The organism is Ornithinimicrobium murale, assembly GCF_003352835.1.
Taxonomy (GTDB): domain Bacteria; phylum Actinomycetota; class Actinomycetes; order Actinomycetales; family Dermatophilaceae; genus Ornithinicoccus; species Ornithinicoccus muralis.
In genome coordinates, this window is sequence record NZ_QLVD01000023.1 from 47,320 (window position 1) to 64,797 (window position 17,478).

Sequence of the window (17,478 nt, forward strand, 5' to 3'; positions counted from 1 at the left end):
CCAGAACACACGGTGAAGTGCGCTTGTGAAAGTTATCACAAGCACCCCGCGAAGGGCCAGCCGCCAGTGGTCCGACCCTCGGTGACCTTGCTCACGCAGGCCTCAGGACGCGGTCGTGCGCCTCCCGGGCTGCCAGGTCAAGACCGCCGCCACGAGCAGCAGCGCCACCAGGACCGAGGCGGTGATCAGCGGCGGGAAGAAGGCGAAGGACACCGCCCCCACGGCCAGGAGGGCGGCCCACAGATACATCAGGGCGACGGCCCGGCGGTGGCTGTGCCCGATCTTGAGCAGCTGGTGGTGCAGATGGTGGGCATCCGGCTTCCACGGCACCTGTCCCCGACGGGTCCGGCGCACCACGGCCAGCAGCATGTCCAGGATCGGCAGCGCCATGATCGCCACGGGCAGGAACAACGGCAGCAGGAAGGCGGTGGTCGCCGACGTCGCCGCGACGCTCGAGCTCGGGTCCACGCTGCCGGTCATCGAGATCGTGGCGGCAGCCAGCAGCAGGCCCAGCAGGAGGGCACCGGCATCCCCCATGAACAGTCGGGCCGGGTGGAAGTTGTGCGGCAGGAAGCCCAGGCAGCACCCCATCAGCGCAGCAGTGATGAAGGTCGCCGTGGTGAAGACGTTAGGTGGGTCGAAGTCGTGGCTGACCAGATAGCTCCAGGCGAAGAAGGCCCCGGCCGAGATGAACACCACGCCGGCGGCGAGCCCGTCCAGCCCGTCGACGAAGTTCACGGCATTGGTGGAAACCACCACGATCATGATCGTCAGCGTGACCAGCACCGGCTCGGGCAGCACGGTCACGCCGAAGACCGGGATCGACAGCAGCTGGACGCCGAAGAAGGCCATCACGCCACCGGCCAGCACCTGCCCCGCCAGCTTGGTCAGCCAGTCCAGGTCACGGACGTCGTCGAGCGCTCCCAGCAGCGTGATGATCCCGCCGCCCAGCAGCACACCCAACAGCTCCCGGCTCTCGAAAAGCCCTGAGAGATAGGGCAACTGGCTGCCGACCGCCACCGCCGCGGCAAAGCCGAGGAACATGCCCACACCCCCCAGTCGCGGGATGGGCACGGAGTGCACGTCCCGCGCCCGCACCGGGGTCACTGCACCGATGACGAAGGCGAGGCGACGGACCAGGGTCGTGGCGGCATACGTGAACACCGCGGCGATGAGGAGCACGAGGAGGTATTCGCGCACCGCTCACCCCACAGTCCTCACCCGCCGGCCGTATGCCGACGCTCGCGTTGCGTTGAACAGGGCAGGTCAGGGCGCCGGGTAGGCAGGGTAGCTGGTCAGCAGGTCGGTCACCTCGGCGCGGATCGCCCGGGCCCCGTCGTGCTCAGGGTCTCCGTCCGTGGTGGTGACGGCCCGGTGGATCAGGTCGGCGATACGGTCCATCGCCTCGGTGCCCATCCCCTGAGTGGTGACCGACGGGGAGCCCACGCGGATGCCCGAGGCGACGTTGGGCTTCTCGGGGTCGAACGGGATCGCGTTCTTGTTGAGCACGATGCCGGCCGCGTCGCACCGAGCCTCGGCATCGACGCCGGTCACGCCCACACCCTGGAGGTCGTGCAGCGACAGATGGGTGTCGGTGCCGCCGGTGATCGGGCGGATGCCCCGCTCGCCGAGCCCGCCCGCGAGGGCCTGGGCGTTGGCGATGACGGCCTGGGCGTAGTCCCGGTAGGCCGGGGTGGCGCACTCCGCGAAGTTGACCGCCTTGGCGGCGACGTTGTTCATGAGCGGGCCGCCCTGCATCATCGGGAAGACGGCGCGGTCGATCTTGGCGGCGTGCTCCTCCTTGCAGACGATCGCGCCGCCACGCGGGCCGCGGAGCACCTTGTGGGTGGTGAAGCTGACCACGTCGGCGTGCGGCACCGGGGAGGGGATCGCCTGTCCGGCAACCAGGCCGATGAAGTGCGCGGCGTCCACCCAGAAGATGGCGCCGACCTCGTCGGCGATGGCGCGCATCCGCTCGAAGTCGATGAGGCGCGGGATGGCCGAGCCGCCGGCCAGCAGGATCTTGGGGCGGTGCTCCTTGGCCAGGGTCTCCACCTGGTCGTAGTCGATGTCCTCGGTCTCCCGGTCCACGCCGTAGTGCACCGCGTTGAACCACTTGCCGGAGAAGGACACCTTGAAGCCGTGGGTCAGGTGGCCACCGTGGTCCAGCGACATGGCCAGGACGGTGTCGCCGGGCTTGGCGAAGGCGCCGTAGACGGCCATGTTGGCGCTGGCGCCGGAGTGTGGCTGGACGTTGGCGTGGTCGGCCCCGAACAGAGCCTTGGCCCGCTCGACGGCCAGCACCTCGGCCTTGTCGACCTCGGCGCAACCGCCGTAGTAGCGGCGACCGGGGTAGCCCTCGGCATACTTGTTGCTCAGCGTCGACCCCATCGCGGCCAGCACCGCCGGGGAGGTCTGGTTCTCGCTCGCGATCAACTGGATCCCCGCGCGCTGCCGATCCAGCTCACTGACCAGGACCCCGGCGATCTCGGGGTCCTGCTCCAGGAGCTGGGCGTAGTTGGGTCCGTAATAGGTGTCGGCCTCGACCTCGGTGCTCATACCGTCACTGTAGTGAATCGGGCCCACCCACGGAGCGCAGGTCCCCCGGACGGATGCTCACCCCGCTGGGCCGGATGCCCGTGACGGCGAGCGGGTCGCGCAGCGTGACCAGCCGGGCGCCGTCGGCCGAGGCCGCCGCGGCCTCCTCGCTGTCCGGTTCCGGGTCCTCGACCGCCGGTGGGGCGTCGTGCAGCACAGTCACCCCGAGCACCTCCCGCAGCCGGTCGGCGGGGATCGCTCCGTGCCGCAGCACGACGGGCTCCTCCCCCGTGCAGTCCACGATCGTGGAGGCCAGGCTGTCGGTGCGCGGGCCGCCGTCCAGATAGAGCGCGACCGCCCCACCGAGCTGTTCCTGCGCCTCCTGCGCGGTGGTCGCCGGCGGCTGCCCGGTGACATTGGCGCTGGTCACGGCCATCGGCCCCACCTCGGTGAGCACCTGCAGCGTGAGCAGGTCATCCGGCATCCGCAGCGCGACGGTGCCGTTGGTCTCGCCCAGGTCCCAGGCGAGGGTCGGCTGGGCGCGCACGATGATCGTCAGGGCCCCCGGCCAGAACTGGCGGACGAGGATCTTGGCATACATCGGCACGTCGGTCGCCAGCCCGTCGACCGTGCGCGTGCTGGGCACCAGCACCGGTGGCGGCATCTCCCGACCTCGGTGCTTGGCGGCGAGCACCATCGCGACCGCCACGCGGTCGAAGGCATCGGCCCCGACGCCGTAGACGGTGTCGGTCGGCAGCACGATCACGCGGCCATCGCGCACGACCTGGGCGGCCTGCTCGATGACCTGCTCGCGGGTCTGCGGGTCGGTGGCGTCAACGATCACCGCACCAGTTTCCCACCCCCACCCGACCGAGCGCGCCGGGACTCGAATTTTCACCCGACCGAGCGCGCCGGGACTCGAATTTTCACCCCACCGAGCGCGCCGACACCCGACTCTCACCCCCACCGAGCGCACCGACACCCGAGACGCCCGCTCACAACCGGGTTCGGCCGCCATTCTGAGTGCCTGAGCACGCTGTTGGGCGGCCACTAGCCTGGGCATGCCCGTCAGTGCTGCGTGTCAGGATCCTCGTATGCCGACGCTCACCGACCAGCGCCCCTCACCTCCGGAGCTCGACCAGTTGGCCGACTCCGGCGAGCCCATCGAGCTCGTGCGTTGCGACCTGACGGAGCTGCGACTGCGCGACCTCGATCTCGACGACGCCGTCCTCACTGACTGCGTGTTGAACGGGGTCGACCTGACCGGATCCCGCCTGTCCGCGGTCCGCGTCACCGGCGGCTCGGCGACCGGTGCGCGCCTGGACCGCTGTGACCTCAGCGACGCCCGGTTCGACCAGGTGGACCTGTCCAGCGCCGTGCTCAGCGGTGCGCTGCTGACCGATGCGGAGTTCCGCGGCTGCCGGATGACCGGGCTGGTGGCCGAGGCGACACGCGGCATGGGGTGCCTCCTGCTCGGCTGCAACGCCTACGGCGCCGAGCTGCCGCAGATCGTGCTGGCCCGGAGGTCGCACACCGGCACCCGCTTCACGGAGGCCAACCTGGCCGGAACCGACCTGCGCGAGGCAGTGCTGGACGGGTGCGTGCTGCTGCACACAGATCTCTCTGGAGCGGACCTGGACGGGGCCGATCTGCGTGGCGCCGACCTCGGGCCGTGCACCCGGGAGCGCCTCGATGTGCTGTCAGGGGCGATCCTGTCCAGCGCCCAGGCGATCGCAGCGTTCCAGGACCTGACCGGCGTCACGGTCACCGACTGAGCCGGCTTGCCTCCCAACCGGACTGGCTCAGGCGAGGGGTCGGTGTTCGACATGACAACACGTCCGCACGCCGCTAGCGTCGGGGGATGAACGCCGCACCTTCCAACCCGGAAGGGCGACAACCTAGGAGGTAGTCACATGCGTGGAAGTGGACTGATCTGGACGATCGTGGGCATCCTGCTGATCATCGCCCTGTTGATCTTTATCTTCTGAGCACCACCGGTCGAGACTCCCTCCGACCACAGGGCGCGTCCGCACTGGGCGCGAACCGACCGAGTCCCGTGGCCCCGGCACACTTGTGCCGGGGCCACCTCTGTGTCCGGCTCACACCGGGCCTCAGGCCCGGATCGCCCGGGTGACTCGCGGCAGACCGGTCAGGTCCTCGTGATCGGCGACCTCGGACCAGGCACCCGTCGCCCGCAGCCGCGTGACCATTGCCTCCCCCTGCACGTCGGCGTGCTCCATCAGGAGCACACCAGCAGGGACCAGCAGCTGCGCAGCCCGTGCCGCCACCGCCAGCGGGACCTGCAGCCCGTCCTCTCCCAGCCCGTAGAGCGCCACCTGCGGGTCGTGGTCTCGCACCTCAGGGTCGATCGGCACGCTGCCCGGCGGGATGTAGGGCGGGTTGCTGACCACGACGTCCACGCCTCCGAGCAGGTCCTCGAAGGCGGTCGTCGCGTCGCCCAGTCGCAGATCCACCGGCAGCCCGGTGCCGTCCACATTGGCGGCGGCCCAGGCGTGGGCCTCCTCGGAGAGCTCGACGGCGTGGACGCGAGCGGTCGGCCACTCCTCAGCCAGCGCGAGGGCGATCGCGCCGCTGCCGGTGCACAGGTCGACGACGACGGGCTGCTCGCGAGCGCTGCGCAGGTCGGCGAGGGCGAGGTCGACCAGCACCTCGGTCTCTGGCCGCGGCACGAAGACCCCGGGCCCCACCCGCAGTGCGAGGTGCCGGAAGTGCGCGGACCCCGTGAGGTGCTGCAGGGGCACCCGCGCGGCGCGTTGCTCGACCAGCAGGCGGTATGCCGTGTGGTCGGCTTCTGCGACCTTCTCGCCCAGGAGCAGGGCCCGGCGGAGATCGGCGACGTCTCGGCCCAGGACGTGGGCCAGCAGGGCCTCGGCGTCGACCCGTGGGCTCGCTACCCCGGCGTTGGTCAGCTCGCGGGCGGCGGCCCGCACGAGGTCACTCGCCGAACGCATCGGTGCCATCGCGGTCTCCGGCCGGAGAGGGCGCGCCCGCCTGTGCGACGGACCGACCCTCCTGACACGCTGCGCAGGGCGGTCCGAGCCTCCCCACAAAGGCGCGCAGGGCGGTCCGATCCTCCCCAAAAAAGCGCGCAGGGCGGTCCGAACCTCCCCAAAAATTGGTCACCGGTCGCCGAGCGCGGACATCCGGGCGGCCTCGTCCGCGTCCACGGCGGACTGCACGACCGGGTCCAGGTCTCCGTCGAGCACGTGGTCCAGGTTGTAGGACTTGAAGCCGGTGCGGTGGTCGGCGATCCGGTTCTCCGGGAAGTTGTAGGTGCGGATCCGCTCGCTGCGGTCGACCGTGCGCACCTGGCTGCGGCGCTGGGCCGAGGCCTCGGCCTCGGCCTCCTCCACGGCGTGCTGGTGCAGCCGGGCGCGCAGCACGCGCAGCGCTGACTCCTTGTTCTGCAGCTGGGACTTCTCGTTCTGGCAGGACACCACCACCCCGGTGGGCAGGTGGGTGATCCGGACCGCCGAGTCGGTGGTGTTGACCGACTGGCCGCCGGGTCCGCTGGAGCGGAAGACGTCGATCTTGAGCTCGTTCGGGTCGAGCTCGACCTCCTCCGGGTCGTCCAGGTCGGGCATGACCAGGACCCCGGCCGCGGAGGTGTGGATGCGTCCCTGGCTCTCGGTGACGGGCACGCGCTGCACCCGGTGGACGCCGCCCTCATACTTCAGCCGCGCCCACGGGGCCTCTCCCGGCGCCGGGGTGCCCGGGGCGTTGATCGCCAGCCGCACGTCCTTGTAGCCGCCGAGGTCGGACTCGGTGGCATCCAGCAGCTGGGTCTTCCAGGAGCGCCGCTCGGCATACCGCAGGTACATCCGCACCAGGTCGCCGGCGAACAGTGCCGACTCCTCGCCGCCCTCCCCGGCCTTGACCTCCAGGATCACATCCCGGTCATCATCCGGGTCGCGTGGCACCAGCAGGCGCCGCAGGCGCTCGGACGCCACGTCGGCTCGCTCCTGCAGGGCGGGCAGCTCCTCGGCGAACGAGTCGTCCTCGGCCGCCATCTCGGTGGCGGCACCGACGTCGCCCCGGGCGGCCTCCCACTCCCGGAACGCGGCGATCGTCGGCGACAACGCGGCATACCGCTTGTTCAGCCGCTTCAGCGCCACCGGGTCGGAGTGGGTGGCCGGGTCGGCCAGCTGGGTCTCGATGCCCGAGAACTCCTCGAGCAGCGGCGCCACGGCGCTCGCGTCCACCTCAGCCATACCTCACCATTTTCATCACGGTCTCGGGACCCGACCCACAGCGTCGCAGCGGGCTCCACGGGTCGGGCAGAAAGAGCAACGCCGGCCCCACGACTGCTGTCGCGGGACCGGCGTGCAAAGTTCTACTTGCTGGCGGCCTTCTTGCCGTAGCGCTCCTGGAAGCGAGCCACCCGGCCACCGGTGTCCAGGATCTTCTGCTTGCCCGTGTAGAACGGGTGGCACGCGGAGCAGACCTCCGCGTGGATCGACCCGGAGGTCGCGGTGCTGCGGGTGGTGAACTGCGCGCCGCAGTTGCAGGTCACCCGAGTCTCGACGTACTCGGGGTGGATGTTCTTCTTCACGGTGTCTCCTCACAGGTGGCGAGTTCCCCGGGTCGGCGCGCGGACGCGCGTCGTGAACCGGAGGGCCAAGGGATGATTCTGCCAGACACAACAGCATCGCCACAAAATCTGTTCCCGCCCGGGAGGCTCCGCTGACCCCCGAGGCCTACGCTGGCCCCATGGCCACCGACGCCGACCACGGTCAGCACCACCACGAGGACCACCCCGAGTTCAGCGAGCTCTCCCCGATGGACGCCCGCGTCCGGGCACTGGAGACGCTGCTGACCGAGAAGGGCCTGGTCGATCCTGCGGCGCTCGACGCGATCGTGGAGCGCTACGAGACCGAGGTCGGGCCGCACAACGGAGCCCAGGTGGTGGCGAGGGCGTGGACCGACCCGGCCTACCGCGAGTGGCTGCTCACGGACGCCACGGCCGCCATCGCCTCCCTGGGCCACGTGGGCCGGCAGGGCGAGCACATGGTCGCTGTGGAGAACACCGCAGACCGGCACAACATGGTCGTCTGCACCCTGTGTTCCTGCTACCCGTGGCCCGTCCTGGGACTGCCGCCGGTCTGGTACAAGGCGCCGGCCTACCGCTCCAAGGCGGTGATCGACCCGCGCGGCGTGCTCGCCGACTTCGGTGTCACCCTGCCCGACGAGACGGAGATCAAGGTGTGGGACTCGACCGCGGAGGTGCGCTACCTCGTCATTCCCCGTCGCCCCGGGGGGACCGATGACCTCACCGAGGACGAGCTCGCCGCCCTCGTCACCCGCGACTCCATGATCGGCACCGGCCTGGCCCTGTCCCCGCAGGGGGCGTCGTGAACGGCGTCCACGACCTCGGGGGGCTGCAGTCCTTCGGGCCGGTCCTCCCCGAGCCGGACGAGCCCGTCTTCCACGAGGAGTGGGAGCGGCGCGCCCTGGCGATCACCCTTGCCCTCGGCGCACTCGGGCAGTGGAACATCGACCAGAGCCGGCACGCGCGCGAGAGTCTGCCGCCGGCGACCTACCTGTCCAGCAGCTACTACGAGATCTGGGTGCGTGGCCTCGAGACCCTGATCGCCGGCACCGAGATCATGGAGCAGGGTGACCTGCGGGCGCGGACCGGTGAGGAGCTGCTGGCCGGCGTCTCGGCGCAGGGCACCTACGAGCGACCCACCGCCCGCGAGCCCCGGTATGCCGAGGGGCAGGCCGTGCGCGCCCGTGACCTCAACCCGGTGGGCCACACGAGACTGCCCCGGTATGCGCGGGGCCGGGTCGGCACGATCGTCGCCGTGCGCGGGGCGCACGTCTTCCCCGACCGCAACGCGGTGCCCCCGGGTGAGGTCCCGGACCAGGAGCCGGAGTGGCTCTACACGGTCGAGTTCACCGGGCGGGAGCTGTGGGGCGAGGACGCCGACCCGACGCTGACCGTGTCGGTCGAGGCCTGGGAGCCCTACCTGCAGCCCGTCCCTCAGGAGCCTCGGTGACCACCGCCGCCGAGTCCCTGCGACAGATCGCGGCCGCCTGCGGGGACACCCTGCCCCTGCCACCGCGCGGCGACGAGCAGGTTTTCGCCGCGCCCTGGCAGGCGCAGGTCTTCGCGATGACTGTCGCGCTGCACGAGCGCGGTGTCCTCACCTGGCCGGAATGGGCTGCGGCGCTTGGCCGCCGGGTGGCTGACGGCGCACCCGATGGCAGCGACTACTACGCGTGCTGGGCGGACGCCCTCCAGGACGTGCTCGCCGAGCGGGGCATCGCCTCGACCGGCGACGTGGAGCGCACCACGCAGGCCTGGCACGACGCGGCGGCGCGGACGCCGCACGGTCACCCGATCAGCCTTGAGCGTTGAGCCGCCGTGCTGCGCCGCGCTGCCGTGCGTCCTCCACGAACTCCTCGCCGCTGAACGCACCGGGCAGCCCTGACCCCGACTCGATCCGGGCCCGCAGGCTCTGGGTGATGTAGTCCGACCACGCCGTGGAGCACACGTCGTAGCACTCCACCTCGGGCGTGATCCCCTCGTGGGTGAACGTGACCTGGGTGCGGCCGCCCACCTCCGCGACGTCGAAGAGCACCGTGGTGCCGGTCCACTCCTCGGGGTCCTTGGTGAACCCGAGGTAGCTGTCCGTCACGAGCCAGGCGACCCGTCGGGGCGGCTCGAACTCGGTGACCCGAAACGCGGAGTAGTGCAGGTCCGGCACTCGGTAGCTGTATTCGTCCCCGACGGCGGTGGTGCTGCCCTCGACACCTCCGGACCACCAGCTCGCGACGTCATTGATGGCGGCGAAGGCCTGCTCGGGGGTCTGGTCGACGGAGAACGTGATGGTCAGGTCGTTGGTGTTCATGAAAGGACTCCTTGCCGAACGTGACTTGCATGATGCAACTACCGTAGTACCCAAACTTTCATCACGCAAGCAACTTGCTACGATCGGCACCATGCTGGGCAAGACATACGACAGTCAGGTCTGTTCGATCGCCCGCGCCCTGGAGATCGTGGGCGAGCGGTGGAGTCTGTTGGTCATCCGCGACGCGCTGTTCGCCGGCGTCACCCGCTTCTCCGACTTCCAGCACAACCTGGGCATCGCGACGAACGTGCTGCAGTCGCGGCTCGACAGCTTTGTCGAGGCCGGCCTGATGGAGCGGCCCGGAGAGCCCCGGCAGCGCGACTACGTGCTGACGGAGATGGGGCGCGACCTGGCGCCCGTGCTCGTGGCCCTGACCGAGTGGGGCGACCGCTGGGCGGCCCCCGGCGAGCCGCCGATCCTGTATCGCCACCAGGGTTGCCCGGAGCCGGTCCACGCGGTGGCCCGCTGCGCCACGCACGGTGACCTGGCCCCCGCCGACATCACGGTCACGATCGGCCCCGGCATGCCCGCCGACTATCTCGCGGGACGACGACCACGCCGCGACGGCGCAGCGCAGCCCTCCTGACACACGTGTGGCCCGGCTCCCCGAGGGGAACCGGGCCACACGGCATACGAGATCAGGCGGCCGGAGGCCGTCCGGGGGTGCTCAGTCCTCGTCGTCGAGCTTGACCGAGGAGGTCTGCTGCACCTGCACGAGGAACTCGTGGTTGGACTTGGTCTTTCGGAGCCGGTCCAGCAGCAGCTCGACGGCCTGCTGGGAGTCGAGCGCCGAGAGCACGCGGCGCAGCTTCCACATGATCTTCAGCTCCTCGGAGCCCATCAGGATCTCCTCGCGGCGCGTGCCGGAGGGGTTCACGTCGATGGCCGGGAAGATGCGGCGGTCCGCCAGCTGGCGGGACAGGCGCAGCTCCATGTTGCCGGTGCCCTTGAACTCCTCGAAGATGACCTCGTCCATCTTGGAGCCGGTCTCCACCAGGGCGGTCGCCAGGATGGTCAGCGAGCCGCCGTGCTCGATGTTGCGGGCGGCACCGAAGAACCGCTTCGGCGGGTAGAGCGCGCTGGAGTCGACACCACCGGACAGGATGCGCCCGCTGGCCGGGGCGGCCAGGTTGTAGGCGCGACCCAGGCGGGTGATCGAGTCGAGCAGGACGACGACGTCGCCGCCCATCTCGACCAGACGCTTGGCCCGCTCGATGGCCAGCTCGGCCACGGTGGTGTGGTCGTCGGCCGGACGGTCGAAGGTGGAGGCGATGACCTCACCCTTGACCGTGCGCTGCATGTCGGTGACCTCCTCGGGGCGCTCGTCCACCAGGACGATCATCAGGTGCGCCTCGGGGTTGTTCTGCGTGATCGCGTTCGCGATCGACTGCAGGATGAGGGTCTTGCCCGCCTTGGGCGGGGAGACGATCAGGCCACGCTGTCCCTTGCCGATCGGGCTGACCAGGTCGATCATCCGCGTCGTCAGGTTCTTCTGCTCGGTCTCCAGCCGCAGACGGTCCTGGGGGTAGAGCGGGGTCAGCTTGGAGAACTCCGCACGGCCCTTGGCCTCCTCCGGGGACTGGCCGTTGACAGTGTCGAGACGGACCAGTGCGTTGTACTTCTGGCGGTCGCCGCGCCCCCCGGAGTGCTGCTGCTGGCCGTCGGCCTTGATCGCACCGGTGACCGCGTCACCCTTGCGCAGACCGTTCTTGCGGACCATGCCCATCGGGACGTAGACATCGCTCGGGCCGGGCAGGTAACCGGTGGTGCGGATGAAGCCGTAGTTGTCGAGGATGTCCAGGACACCGGCGACGGGGACGAGCACGTCCTCCTCGCTGTAGCTGGTCTCCTGCTCGTCGGCGTAGTTGTCGTTGTCGCCCCGGTTACGACCGCGCTTGCGGTCCCGGCCCCGCTGACGGCTGCGGCGGCGGCCGCGGCCACCGTCCTCGTCGTCGAAGCGGTTGCCGCGGTTGTTCTGGCCGCCCTGGCGGTTGTCACCCTGGCGGTTGTCACCCTGGCGGTTGTCGTCGCCGCCCTGCCGGTCCTGCTGACCACCGCGGTTGTCCTGGCGGTTGTCGTCACGGCCACCCTGCTGGTTGCCGCCCTGGCGGTTGTCGTCACGGCCACCCTGCTGGTTGCCGCCCTGGCGGTTGTCCTGCTGGCCACCGCGGTTGTCCTGCTGACGGTTGTCCTGGCGGTTGTCCTCACCGCCGCCCTGCTGGTTGCCGCCCTGGCGGTTGTCCTGCTGACGGTTGTCGCGCTGGCCACGGCCCTGACGGCCACTGTCCCGGGACTCGTCCCGGCCACCATCGCGGGACTCGTCGCGCGGCTCACGGTCCTGGCGGGGCTGCTGGCTGTCAGAGTCGCTCGGAGCGTCCTGCGCGGGGGCGCTGTCGTCCTTGCCCGCGGCGCGTGACTGCGGCGCACCGGCCGCAGCTGCGACACGGCGCGAGCGGCGCGGCGCCCGCTGCTCGGGCTCCGTGGCGCCTGTCCCCTCAGCGGCCTGGGGAGCGGTGGAACGGTCGTTGGTCTGAGGCGTCTCGTCGCGCGCCGCGGCCGGAGCGGCCTTCTCGGCGGCTGGCGCAGTCTTGCTGGTCGCGGTCGTGTTGCCGCCCTCCCGCCTGGCCCTGATCGCTTCGACGAGGTCCGCCTTACGCATCTTGGGAGACACGGTGATGCCCATGCTCCCGGCCAGGGACTGCAGCTCAGCAACGCGCATCGAGCTCAAAGAGCCCCCGGAGCGGCTCGGTGCAGCGGTTTCGGTGGTGTCTGTCACGAAGGTTTCCTTCTCCCTCGGAGGGGCCCGCACCATGCGTGGCCCAGGGGTAACAAGGGTGATCCGGCTCTTGCCGGCCCGAGTGGGAATCACCGACCAGTGCGAGGCGATGTGACCACGCGAGAAGCGCGTGGCTGCACCACATGCATGGTGGTGGGATCACTACACGAGAACCACGGGCTGATCCCGCAGCGTCATTCGCGAGTGTGTCTTCACGGTATCACTTGTTGGTCCACACCTCGAATACGCGCTCCGACACACCGGTGGCAGGCCACCCCGGGCACACCTGTGGCAGGCCCGCCGGGGACATCGGACTGGCGGGAGCGTCGGGGCTCCGGTCCGTGGCTCAGCCGAGCTTGACGTTGACCTGCTTGATCTGGGTGAACCCTTCCAGCATGCCCTCCAGGGAGAGCTCGCGACCGATGCCGCTGGTCTTCATGCCACCGTAGGACTGGCCGACGACCTGACCGCCGCCCTGGTTGACCTGGACCCAGCCGGAGTCGATCTGGTGGGCCATTGTCAGCGCGCGGTCCAGATTCTTGGAGAAGACGAACGCCGCCAGGCCGTAGTGCGAGTCGTTGGCCATCGACACGACCTCTTCCTGGCCCTTCCACGGGATGACCGCCAGGACGGGCCCAAAGATCTCCTCCTGCGCGATCCGCCAGTCATTGGAGACCTGGGTGAGGATCATCGGCGCGTGGTAGAACCCAGGCGGACCGACCTGCAGGGCCGGCCGACCGTCATACGCCACCTCGACGCCCTCCTGAGCGAGGCCGTCCTCGATGTAGCCCTGCACCCGGTCCCACTGCTTGGCGTTGATGATGCAACCGATGTCGGAGGCCTCCTCGCGGGGGTCGCCCACGACCAGCTGCTCGGTGCGGGCGACCAGCTTGGCGAGGAACTCATCGTGCACCTCCTCGTGCAGGAACAGGCGTGAGCCGGTGGTGCAGCTCTGGCTCTGCCGGGCGAACCGACTCGCCAGGAGCACCTGCTCGACGACCTCGTCGGTGCACGAGTCGGCGTCCACGATGCAGGGCGACTTGCCGCCGAGCTCCAGGGAGGTGTGCGCCAGCCGGGCCCCGGCCTTGGCTGCCACCTGGTGCCCGACGAGCGTCGACCCGGTGAAGGAGACCTTGTCCACGTCCTCGTGCTGGACGAGGGCCTCGCCGATCTCGGCGCCGTAGCCGGTGACGACATTGAGCACACCGGGTGGCAGGTGCTCGGCGCAGATCCGGGCGAGCTCCAGGATGGTCAGCGGTGCGTCCTCGGCAGCCTTGAGCACCATGGTGTTGCCGGCCACGAGGGCGCCGGGCACCTTGAACCCGGCAATCATCAGCGGGCTGTTCCACGGCAGGATGCCGGCGACGACCCCGAGGGGCTGGCGCCTGGTGTACTGCAGCTGGCCGTCGGCGGTCGGCAGCACGGTGCCCTTCACCTCGCCCGCGACTCCCGCCATATAACGGAAGCACGCGACCAGGTTGAGCGCCTCCGGGCGGGCCTGGGTCCGGATCGCGTTGCCGGTGTCCAGGGCCGTCAGCGTGGCCAGGTCCTCGACGTGCTCCTCGAGGGAGTCCGCGATCCGCAGGAGCGCCCGCTGGCGCTCGGTGAAGGACAACGCGGCCCAAGCCGGGAACGCAGCCCGGGCTGCCCTCACCGCTCGATCGGCGTCCTCGGCCCGGGCACGCGGCGTCGTGGCGATCACCACGTTGCGGTCGGTCGGTGTGATCACCTCGAGGGTCTCACCGGATGCCGCAGGCACCCACTCGCCGCCAATGTGCATCAACTGCTCGTCCACGTCCACTCCAATTCTTGGGGAGGTTTGGACCGCTCCATCACCATTTTTGGGGAGGATCGGCACGGCTCCCGCCCTAGTCTCGCGCAGCCACCCTGGACCGCGCCACGTTGACCACGTCGCCGAGCACGGCCGACGCGGTCTCATCGCCACCGGCACCGGCACCCGAGAGCCGCAGGCTCCCGGCCGACTCGGCCTCGATGATCACCATGTTGGTGCCCTCCCGGGTGAGCCCGAAGGGATGGTCGGCCGCGACCGGGGTCGGCCGCACCGCCACCTCGACGCGCCGCGCGGAGGGAGGCCCGGAACACCACGCGGACGCGATCAGCTTGATCACCTGGCCGGTGCCGCGAGCGTTCTCGAAGTCGGCGTCGGTCAGTCCGGTGATCCCCTCGCGCTGCACATCCTCCAGCCCGACGTCCTCGCCCCAGGCAACGCGCGCCAGGAGCACGATCTTGGCCGCGGCGTCCAGCCCGTCGAGGTCCTCCGCGGGGTCGGCCTCGAGATATCCCAGGTCACCCGCCTGCTGCACCGCTTCCTGGAAGGGCACACCCAGCCGGGCAACCATGTCGAGGATGTAGTTGGTCGAGCCGTTGACGATGCCGCTGATCGACAGGATCTTGTCACCGGCCAGCGCCTGGTTCACCGTGCGCATCACCGGCACGGCGGCGACCACGGCGGCCTCGTACTCCAGGGAGCGCCCGGCCCGGTCAGCCAGGTCCTGCAGCTCGACGCCGTGCTGGGCCAGCAACTGCTTGTTGGCGGTGACCACGTCGGCACCCGCGGCGAGGGCGCGCTCGATCAGCCCACGAGCAGGCTGTATGCCGCCCATCACCTCCACGACGACGTCCGCCTGATCGACCAGGGACTCTGGGTCGTCGGTGAGGAGTCCCTGGGGGACCCCGGCCAGGTCACGGGGGCGACTCACGTCGCGCACCGCGATGCCGGTCAGCTCCAGCGGAGCCCCGACCCGTTGCTCGAGCAGATCTGCCCGGTCGGTCAGCCGGCGCGCGACGGCGGCGCCGACGGTGCCGGCGCCGAGGAGCGCGACGCGCACGGCGGGCACGGCACTCACATCCGCTCCGGGGCGGTGACGCCCAGCAGTCCCAGGCCGTTGGCCAGCACCTGCCGGGTGGCGTCGTTGAGCCACAGCCGGGTGCGGTGCAGGTCGGTGATCTCCTCGTGCTGGTCCGTGGGGCGGACCCGGCACTCGTCGTACCACTTGTGGAAGGAGGCGGCCAGGGACTCCAGGTAGCGCGCCACCCGGTGGGGTTCCCGCAGGGTCGCGGCCTGAGCCACGACCCGCGGGAAGTCGCCGAGCGCCGCGAGCAGAGTGGCCTCGGCCTCGTGGTTCAGCAAGGAGGGGTCGAACCCGTCGGTGCGGTGGACGCCGTCCTCACCGGCCAGGCGTGCCACGTTGCAGGTGCGCGCGTGGGCGTACTGCACGTAGAAGACCGGGTTGTCGTTGCTCCGCTTGCGCATCTCCTCGCCGTCCAGGTCCAGCGGGGAGTCGGCGGGGTAGCGGGCCAGGGAGTAGCGCAGCGGGTCGGACCCGATCCACTCGAGCAGGTCGGTGAGATAGATGGCGTTGCCGCGCCGTTTGCCCATCCGGGCACCGGCGATCGTGATCAGCTGACCGATCAGGATCTCGATGTTGACCTGCGGATCGTCGCCCGCGCACGCGGCGATCGCCTTGAGGCGACCAACGTAGCCATGGTGGTCGGCGCCGAGCAGATAGATCTTCTCCGGGAAGCCGCGGTCCTTCTTGCTCAGGTAGTACGCCGCATCGGAGGCGAAGTAGGTGGGCACCCCGTTGGCGCGGATGAGCACGCGGTCGCGGTCGTCACCGAAGTCGGTGGTGCGCAGCCAGACCGCGCCGTCCTGGTCGAAGACGTGGCCCTGCTCACGCAGCCGCTCCACGGCCTGCTCCACGGCACCGTCGTGCAGGGTGCGCTCGGAGAACCAGACGTCGAAGTGCACCTGGAAGCTGTCCAGGGTCTCCTGCATCTGTGCGAGCTGGAGCCGGTAGCCCAGTTCCCGGGCCACCTGGACCTGCTCGTCCGCGGGCAGCTCCAGCAGGTCCGGGCGCTCGGCGAGCACTCCGGCGGCCAGCCCCTCGACATACTCACCGGGGTAGCCGCCCTCGGGCACCTCCGTGCCGGCGGCACGGGCCACGATCGAGGCGCCGAAGAGGTCCATCTGGTGGCCGGCGTCATTGGTGTAGTGCTCGGCGGTGACCTCGGCACCCGAGGCGAGCAGCAGGCGGCGGATCGCGTCGCCGAGTGCCGCCCAACGGGTGTGCCCGATGTGCAGTGGGCCGGTCGGGTTCGCCGAGACGAACTCCAGGTTGAGGACCCGGCCCTGCATCGTCTGGTTGCTGCCGAACGTCGCACCCGCATCCACGATGCTGCGAGCCAGCTCACCGGCGCTCGCGGCGTCCAGGGTGATGTTGAGGAAGCCCGGTCCGGCGACCTCCACCGCGGCGATCCCGTCCACCGCACCCAGTCGTCCGGCGAGGTCGGTCGCCAGGTCGCGCGGTGGCACACCGGCCGGTTTGGCCAGTTGCAGCGCGATATTCGTGGACCAGTCGCCGTGCTCCCTACTCCTGGGTCGCTCGACGCGCACCTCACGCGGAACCTCGACGGTGAGGTCGCCGGCGGCGACGGCCTGGTCGAGGGCGGCAATGATGGCTGCGGCGAGTTGCTCAGGGGTCACCCAGTGGAGTCTAGTTCCGTGGGGCACTGCCAGACGACGGGCGTATGCCGAGGGGCGCGGGCAGCAGGATGGTGTCCGTGCTCGCCCCTACGGTGCAGACATGAGTCGACTGCACCTGGAGAACGTGACCAGCCAGAACTTGCCGGCCTTGACCGAGTTTGCCCTCAGACCCGGGCAGGAACAGTTCGTAGCCCCCGTCGTGCACTCGATCGCCGAGGCCTACGTGACCCCGACAGCCTGGCCCAGAGCGATCCTGCGGGACACGGAGGTGGTCGGGTTCGTCATGGCCAACTTCGACCCGGAGAACGACATGGAAGCCTTCCGCTGCGGAATCTGGCGGCTGAGCGTTGCCGCCGACACCCAGGGGCAGGGCGTGGGTCGGTATGCGGTCGAAGAGGTGGCCCGCGAGGCTCGCAGCCGCGGCCAGGAGCGGATGACCGTCCTGTGGGCCGAGGGTGAAGGCGGTCCGGAGGACTTCTATCTGCGCTGCGGCTTCGAGCCGACCGGCGAGCGCCTCTTCGACCAGGTTGTGGGCACGCGTTCCACCGCCGAGGTGGCTCGGCCGTAGGTGGCTCGACCACGGAGCGCACGCACACAGGCCGCTGACCTGTTACTCCAGGTCAGCGGCCTGTGGTGTCGTTGCGCCCCCGGCAGGATTCGAACCTGCGCTCCCGCCTCCGGAGGGCGGTGCTCTATCCCCTGAGCTACGGGGGCAACGGCGTCACAGATTACCAGCCCGGGAGGGATGCTCCGTCATCGCTCATCCGACACCGTGCGCGTGG

17 protein-coding genes and 1 tRNA gene are annotated in these 17,478 nt (G+C 70.2%); 6 read left to right on the top strand and 12 right to left on the bottom strand.

Going from position 1 to position 17,478, the window contains the following annotated elements; all coding sequences use genetic code 11:
• Positions 1-102 precede the first annotated feature (102 nt).
• From DPQ65_RS09605 to DPQ65_RS09615, 3 genes are all read right to left on the bottom strand, one after another.
• Positions 103-1,200: a glycosyltransferase family 4 protein gene (locus DPQ65_RS09605; protein WP_114907133.1), complete on the bottom strand. Its 1,098-nt coding sequence runs from the start codon at positions 1,198-1,200 to the stop codon at positions 103-105.
• A 66-nt stretch (positions 1,201-1,266) separates the two neighbouring features.
• Entirely contained in the window at positions 1,267-2,559 is a 1,293-nt protein-coding gene (locus tag DPQ65_RS09610) for a serine hydroxymethyltransferase (RefSeq protein WP_114907134.1), read from the bottom strand.
• 4 nt (positions 2,560-2,563) lie between these two features.
• Positions 2,564-3,382 (bottom strand): L-threonylcarbamoyladenylate synthase, encoded by an 819-nt coding sequence (locus DPQ65_RS09615; protein ID WP_337589682.1) that lies wholly within the window; start codon positions 3,380-3,382, stop codon positions 2,564-2,566.
• Positions 3,383-3,632: 250 nt separating this feature from the next.
• Here DPQ65_RS09615 and DPQ65_RS09620 point away from each other — a divergent pair, with 250 nt between their 5' ends.
• Positions 3,633-4,313 (top strand): pentapeptide repeat-containing protein, encoded by a 681-nt coding sequence (locus DPQ65_RS09620; RefSeq protein WP_162802145.1) that lies wholly within the window; start codon positions 3,633-3,635, stop codon positions 4,311-4,313.
• 336 nt (positions 4,314-4,649) lie between these two features.
• On the opposite strand, the gene prmC is transcribed toward DPQ65_RS09620, so the two are convergent.
• The 3 genes from prmC to rpmE all read right to left on the bottom strand — a co-directional run bounded on the left by prmC (position 4,650) and on the right by rpmE (position 7,111).
• Positions 4,650-5,510, bottom strand: coding sequence for a peptide chain release factor N(5)-glutamine methyltransferase (gene prmC / locus DPQ65_RS09625; protein ID WP_420330089.1), 861 nt, complete (start codon positions 5,508-5,510; stop codon positions 4,650-4,652).
• 168 nt (positions 5,511-5,678) lie between these two features.
• The gene (prfA, locus tag DPQ65_RS09630; protein ID WP_114907138.1) at positions 5,679-6,770 is read right to left on the bottom strand and encodes a peptide chain release factor 1; all 1,092 of its coding nucleotides are present in this window, start codon (positions 6,768-6,770) and stop codon (positions 5,679-5,681) included.
• A gap of 122 nt (positions 6,771-6,892) precedes the next feature.
• Positions 6,893-7,111 carry a 50S ribosomal protein L31 gene (gene rpmE / locus DPQ65_RS09635; protein WP_114907139.1) on the bottom strand — a complete coding sequence of 73 codons (219 nt, stop codon included), beginning with the start codon at positions 7,109-7,111 and terminating at the stop codon, positions 6,893-6,895.
• Positions 7,112-7,269: 158 nt separating this feature from the next.
• Between rpmE and nthA the strand changes: the two genes are divergently transcribed.
• Genes nthA through DPQ65_RS09650 form a run of 3 tightly spaced genes read left to right on the top strand, consistent with a single transcriptional unit; the run spans position 7,270 to position 8,920 of the window.
• Entirely contained in the window at positions 7,270-7,914 is a 645-nt protein-coding gene (gene nthA, locus DPQ65_RS09640) for a nitrile hydratase subunit alpha (RefSeq protein ID WP_114907140.1), read from the top strand.
• Complete coding sequence (gene nthB, locus DPQ65_RS09645; protein WP_114907141.1) at positions 7,911-8,558, top strand: nitrile hydratase subunit beta; 648 nt, start codon at positions 7,911-7,913, stop codon at positions 8,556-8,558. The genes nthA and nthB overlap by 4 nt, the downstream gene beginning before the upstream one ends.
• The gene (locus DPQ65_RS09650) at positions 8,555-8,920 is read left to right on the top strand and encodes a nitrile hydratase accessory protein (RefSeq protein WP_202863071.1); all 366 of its coding nucleotides are present in this window, start codon (positions 8,555-8,557) and stop codon (positions 8,918-8,920) included. Before nthB ends, DPQ65_RS09650 begins: the two co-directional genes overlap by 4 nt.
• Here DPQ65_RS09650 and DPQ65_RS09655 read toward each other — a convergent pair.
• Positions 8,904-9,413, bottom strand: a complete 510-nt coding sequence (locus tag DPQ65_RS09655; protein ID WP_114907142.1) for an SRPBCC family protein — start codon at positions 9,411-9,413, stop codon at positions 8,904-8,906. The two genes, DPQ65_RS09650 and DPQ65_RS09655, sit on opposite strands and share 17 nt — an antisense overlap.
• 91 nt (positions 9,414-9,504) lie before the next feature.
• On the opposite strand from DPQ65_RS09655, the gene DPQ65_RS09660 reads away from it, so the two are divergent.
• A complete protein-coding gene (locus DPQ65_RS09660) occupies positions 9,505-9,999 on the top strand; it encodes a winged helix-turn-helix transcriptional regulator (protein ID WP_114907143.1) in 495 nt (164 codons plus the stop codon).
• A gap of 81 nt (positions 10,000-10,080) precedes the next feature.
• Here DPQ65_RS09660 and rho read toward each other — a convergent pair whose 3' ends face one another.
• The 4 genes from rho to argS all read right to left on the bottom strand — a co-directional run bounded on the left by rho (position 10,081) and on the right by argS (position 16,696).
• The gene (gene rho / locus DPQ65_RS09665; protein ID WP_114907144.1) at positions 10,081-12,189 is read right to left on the bottom strand and encodes a transcription termination factor Rho; all 2,109 of its coding nucleotides are present in this window, start codon (positions 12,187-12,189) and stop codon (positions 10,081-10,083) included.
• Between the two features lie 346 nt (positions 12,190-12,535).
• On the bottom strand, positions 12,536-13,969 hold the full coding sequence (locus DPQ65_RS09670; RefSeq protein WP_114907479.1) for an aldehyde dehydrogenase family protein: 1,434 nt from the start codon (positions 13,967-13,969) through the stop codon (positions 12,536-12,538).
• Between the two features lie 88 nt (positions 13,970-14,057).
• Complete coding sequence (locus DPQ65_RS09675; RefSeq protein WP_162802146.1) at positions 14,058-15,056, bottom strand: homoserine dehydrogenase; 999 nt, start codon at positions 15,054-15,056, stop codon at positions 14,058-14,060.
• Positions 15,053-16,696, bottom strand: a complete 1,644-nt coding sequence (gene argS, locus DPQ65_RS09680; RefSeq protein WP_114907146.1) for an arginine--tRNA ligase — start codon at positions 16,694-16,696, stop codon at positions 15,053-15,055. The genes DPQ65_RS09675 and argS overlap by 4 nt, the downstream gene beginning before the upstream one ends.
• Before the next feature lie 100 nt (positions 16,697-16,796).
• Here argS and DPQ65_RS09685 point away from each other — a divergent pair, with 100 nt between their 5' ends.
• The gene (locus DPQ65_RS09685; RefSeq protein WP_114907147.1) at positions 16,797-17,264 is read left to right on the top strand and encodes a GNAT family N-acetyltransferase; all 468 of its coding nucleotides are present in this window, start codon (positions 16,797-16,799) and stop codon (positions 17,262-17,264) included.
• Positions 17,265-17,338: 74 nt separating this feature from the next.
• Here the strand turns inward: DPQ65_RS09685 and DPQ65_RS09690 are convergent.
• A tRNA-Arg gene (locus DPQ65_RS09690) sits at positions 17,339-17,410 on the bottom strand.
• Between the last annotated feature and the right edge of the window lie 68 nt (positions 17,411-17,478).

Bases quoted from the DNA above. Each gene is read 5' to 3' on its own strand.
- prfA (WP_114907138.1), bottom strand. From the start codon at position 6,770: ATGGCTGAGGTGGACGCGAGCGCCGTGGCGCCGCTGCTCGAGGAGTTC.
- DPQ65_RS09655 (WP_114907142.1), bottom strand. From the start codon at position 9,413: ATGAACACCAACGACCTGACCATCACGTTCTCCGTCGACCAGACCCCC.
- DPQ65_RS09620 (WP_162802145.1), top strand. From the start codon at position 3,633: ATGCCGACGCTCACCGACCAGCGCCCCTCACCTCCGGAGCTCGACCAG.
- DPQ65_RS09685 (WP_114907147.1), top strand. From the start codon at position 16,797: ATGAGTCGACTGCACCTGGAGAACGTGACCAGCCAGAACTTGCCGGCC.
- prmC (WP_420330089.1), bottom strand. From the start codon at position 5,510: ATGCGTTCGGCGAGTGACCTCGTGCGGGCCGCCGCCCGCGAGCTGACC.
- DPQ65_RS09670 (WP_114907479.1), bottom strand. From the start codon at position 13,969: ATGCACATTGGCGGCGAGTGGGTGCCTGCGGCATCCGGTGAGACCCTC.
- nthA (WP_114907140.1), top strand. From the start codon at position 7,270: ATGGCCACCGACGCCGACCACGGTCAGCACCACCACGAGGACCACCCC.
- DPQ65_RS09610 (WP_114907134.1), bottom strand. From the start codon at position 2,559: ATGAGCACCGAGGTCGAGGCCGACACCTATTACGGACCCAACTACGCC.
- DPQ65_RS09660 (WP_114907143.1), top strand. From the start codon at position 9,505: ATGCTGGGCAAGACATACGACAGTCAGGTCTGTTCGATCGCCCGCGCC.